This window comes from Lysinibacillus sp. RU7, assembly GCF_057837305.1.
On the sequence record NZ_JBYQFK010000128.1, the window covers coordinates 1 to 272 of the forward strand.

At 31.2% G+C, this 272-nt stretch carries 1 protein-coding gene; it reads left to right on the top strand.

The window, feature by feature from the left end:
* The first annotated feature begins 12 nt into the window (after positions 1–12).
* Entirely contained in the window at positions 13–168 is a 156-nt protein-coding gene (locus tag AC3II9_RS21810) for an arginase family protein (protein WP_489158789.1), read from the top strand.
* Positions 169–272 lie beyond the last annotated feature (104 nt).

Here is a 272-nt window from a genome sequence, read left to right on the forward strand (position 1 = left end):
GCCGTAAAAGGAATTGATTTAGCCACTTTTGAAGCAATTTTTAAGCATATTCAAGAGACTGGCAAAATCAAACTTTTAGATATTGCCGAGTGCAATCCAAAATTTGATTTGGACAATCGAACAGCAAAACTGGCTGCCTATATTGTTTATCAATACTTCTTTAATTAATAAGTTAAAGAATATACTTTTAAGTCAGGTTTTTACTTAAGGCCTGACTGAAAAGAGTGTAAAAATAATGAACTAGAAGAATAGCCTGATAGGAATGATTGATT